The organism is Fusibacter sp. (assembly GCF_057447755.1).
On the sequence record NZ_JBVBZF010000318.1, the window covers coordinates 1 to 3958 of the forward strand.

Sequence of the window (3958 nt, forward strand, 5' to 3'; positions counted from 1 at the left end):
AAATTTCTCTATGGGTTAAAACTTTTCGCTCAAATCCATTTTCGAAACAAAATGATTTCATCTTGTCAAAACTTTCTGATTCATTATCATAAGATCCCAAATGGAGCATTTGAACACATTTTTCAGGTGCATATGTTTCAAATCTAACTTGTGTAATCAGTGGTAATTTTTTCTTTTTCAGCGTTTTTTCCAAGAAAATTTTTGCCATTGGTTCTGTTAAGAACTCAGGCTGTCTGATCATCAAATCAAATTTGAGATTGTCCTTGTCAAATGTCGCTTTATTGTGATCTATAAAGTCCCATACACCTTCAAGAGGATAAACCGTGTAATCATAATATCCCACATCGCTCTTACAAGACATTTTTACAGTATAGGCCACGGCATAAAGTGCATTGATACACTCTGAAAAAAATTCACTGTTTGGATTTCCCTTACCACTAAGAACAAAATATTTCATTTCTGGAATTTCTATAAATTCGGGCTTCTCTTTAGGTAAATAAAGTGCTTTTTCGTGTTTTTTCCATTCTCTTTTCATAGACCCAACCCCTTTCTATGACCATTATATACCCTCCTGTATACGGGAGAGTCAAGTAATCTTTTGAATCTATTATAGCAAAAATTGTCACAAAAAATAAAAACATTCTAAAATCAGGGTGTCAGGGTTCTGATCTTAGAATGTTTTATATATTATATAATTTAAGGAGTTAAGATGTTTCCATCTTTGAAGAGTTTGTTTACTGATGTGAAATGCAGTTGAGACTGCATTTTGAGAGTTTGAATTTCAATTTAATTTGAGGTTTTAGTATTATATCAAGTGTATCAAGTTATAAGTTAATGAGTTAATGTTTCAACTTCTACTGCTTCAAAGCTTATCAGAAAGGGTGTCAGGACTTTTCTGAGTATTTTTTGATAACAGCATTTGCAATGGCTTCCATCTTTACAGAATGGTCCATGCTTTTTTTTCTCATGTAATTATAGGCCTGCTCTTCATTAAGCTGCCATTTTTCCATGAGTATCTTTTTAGCACTTTGGATTAGATCTTCCTTAGGCGATTCATTTTTTTGCCGTTCATGTATCGCCACAGTTTTCTTCTCATCTCTAATTTGCGATAAGGCAGTCGCAATAATCGACAAGAATTGATTTTTTTCCAAAGGTTTCTTCATATAACATCCAAGGGTCGTTTGAGAAAGTAGGTGTTTAAAATCATCATTAATCGCTTCCGTCATTGGTATGACTTTTGATAAATGATCGACCTCAATTATATGAATCATTTGTTTTGTATTAATCCCCCTTAACACAACATCCAACAAAATCAGGTCAGGCAGAACTTGTCTTGTTAAACGAAGTGTTTTATATGGGTCTTTTGCTTCAAAGACCGCATATCCTTCTTGCATCAGCCATGTACAAATTTGAGTCCTCACATTTGCGTTCTGTTCAGCGACAACGATTTTCGAGCGTATTGCCTTCATAAGGTCTAAAACTTTCTCAAATAACGATTTAATTCCCACTGAGACACAAATTTTGAATACTCGTTCCACTCATACATTGCGGCTTCTTTAAATCTCTTATAGGCATGTTTGCCTACTGCTTCCTTCATTAAAGCACTCTCTGAAAATGCATTTACAGCTTCACAAAGTGTCGAAGGAAGTCTTTCTATTCCAAGCTTCTCTATGTCTTCATCTGTGTAGTGGTAAAGATTACTTGAAATAGGTTCTGGCGGGCGTGTATTGTTTTTGATCCCATCCAGTCCTGCTTTTAATGTCGCCGCAAGTGCTAGGTATGGATTTGCACTCGGATCAGGACTGCGAAGCTCCAGTCTAGTGGATTTACCACGACCAGCAGGAATTCTAATGAGTGGACTTCTATTTGACAGAGACCATGCAACTAGAATTGGTGCTTCGTATCCCGGAACCAATCGCTTATAGGAGTTCACAGTTGGATTAGTAAGTGCCGTAAATGCTTTCGCATGTTCCAGCAAGCCTCCTAAAAATGCATATGCCTTATCAGATAGCTCGATTGCATCCTCTGGGTCGTAAAAAGCATTTTTGCCATCCGTTCCAGAAAGTGAGATGTTGAGATGCATACCAGAACCACTGATACCTTGATGAGGCTTAGGCATAAATGTCGCATGTAGACCGTGCCTTTGAGCGATGATTCTCACAACCATTTTAAATGTCATAATGTTGTCTGCAGTCTTTAAAGCATCTGCATATTCAAAATCAATTTCGTGCTGTCCAGGAGCCACCTCATGATGAGAGGTTTCAATCTTAAAGCCCATGGATTTAAGTGTCATGGAGATGTCATTTCGGGCGTTGCCACCCATATCCACTGGCGCTAAATCAAAGTAGCTTGCCTGGTCGTGCACTTCTAAAGACGGATTGCCAAATTCATCCGTATGAAAGAGAAAGAACTCACACTCCGGACCGACATTCATGGTATAGCCCATGCCTTCGGAATCCTTGAGTGCTTTTTTAAGAATATATCTCGGGCAACCTTCGAAGGGTGATCCATCCATTTTATAAACATCACAAATTAAACGTGCCTCTCTTGGGGAAGAAGTCCACGGAAATACCGTGAAGGTGCTAATATCTGGCATCAAATACATATCGGATTCTTCAACTCTTACAAAGCCATCGATGCTGGAACCATCAAATGTTATACCACCATCCAGTGCTTTATCAAGTTGGTGTGTCATAATCGATACATTTTTAGTAATACCTGTAATGTCTGTAAATTGGAGATGAATCAAATCCACTTCGAGTGCCTCAATCAAATCCTTTAATTCTCTCTTTTCATCGGAAATAAATGCCATTCTGCCTCCTGATTATGGCCTCTCAAATCCTAAATTGTCGTTTGATTGGCCAAGGTATCTTTTTTGATTTCAAAATCTGCATATCCGACTAAGCCATGTTCCTCAAGGTCTAAACCGAGTGTTTCCTCTCGAGCACTAACTCTGAGTCCCATTGTCAAGTCGATTGCTTTAAACAATACAAACGCGCTGCTTACTGTCCAAAATGCTGTTGCAGTAACCCCTATTACCTGTGTTGCAAGTAGACTAAAATCGCCTGTGTAGAGCAAACCACCATCTACCGCAAACACACCTACCATTAATGTTCCAAATACACCGCATGCACCATGTACTGCAAATGCACCAACTGGATCATCAATTAAAAGGACTTCATCAATAAATTTTGCAACATAAACAACGATTAAACCAGAAAGGAATCCAATAACGACCGCCGCCTCAAGACTTACAGCATCGGTTCCAGCTGTGATCCCTACAAGACCAGCAAGTGCGCCATTTAAAGTCATCCCAACATCAGGTTTTTTATGTTTAATCCAAGTAATCATCATTGCGCCAACTGCTCCTGCTGCTGCAGAAAGATTTGTCGTCATAAAGATGTGACCTACTAAAGTAGGATCCCCCATCGACAATGTTGATCCAGGATTGAAACCGAACCAGCCAAACCATAGAATAAATACGCCAAGTGCGCCAAGTGTGATGCTATGGCCTGGTATTACACTAGATCTTCCTTTTTCATACTTTCCAAGACGAGGTCCAATAACTTTAGCACCAACAAGTGCTGCCCAACCACCAACAGAGTGAACAACCGTTGAGCCTGCAAAGTCATGAAATCCTCTTGCTGCTAACCAGCCACCGCCCCAGATCCAATGACCTACAACGGGATAAATAATTGCACTAATAACAAAACTAAAAACTAAATATGAGGCAAATTTTGTTCTTTCTGCCATTGCACCAGAAACTATTGTTGCTGCTGTTGCACAGAAAACAGTTTGAAAAATAATAAAGGCTTCAATTGGAATTGATAATCCCAAGTGTTCATATGTTCCATTTGAAAATAAATTAATCTTACCCACAAACCCTAATAGGTCTGAATTGAACATTAAACCAAATCCAAATAGCCAAAATATTAGAGAACCCACTGAAAAATCCATA

At 38.5% G+C, this 3958-nt stretch carries 4 protein-coding genes; all 4 read right to left on the minus strand.

What is annotated here, in order from left to right; translation table 11 throughout:
- On the minus strand, positions 1 to 535 hold a 535-nt coding region (locus tag AC220I_RS19310; RefSeq protein ID WP_486725498.1), incomplete at its 3' end, for a GyrI-like domain-containing protein.
- A 349-nt stretch (positions 536 to 884) separates the two neighbouring features.
- A complete protein-coding gene (locus tag AC220I_RS19315) occupies positions 885 to 1469 on the minus strand; it encodes an ANTAR domain-containing response regulator (protein ID WP_486725499.1) in 585 nt (194 codons plus the stop codon).
- Between the two features lie 5 nt (positions 1470 to 1474).
- Positions 1475 to 2812 carry a type I glutamate--ammonia ligase gene (gene glnA / locus AC220I_RS19320; RefSeq protein ID WP_486725500.1) on the minus strand — a complete coding sequence of 446 codons (1338 nt, stop codon included), beginning with the start codon at positions 2810 to 2812 and terminating at the stop codon, positions 1475 to 1477.
- A gap of 29 nt (positions 2813 to 2841) precedes the next feature.
- Positions 2842 to 3958, minus strand: a 1117-nt coding sequence (locus AC220I_RS19325) for an ammonium transporter (RefSeq protein WP_486725501.1), incomplete at its 5' end; no start/stop codon positions are given.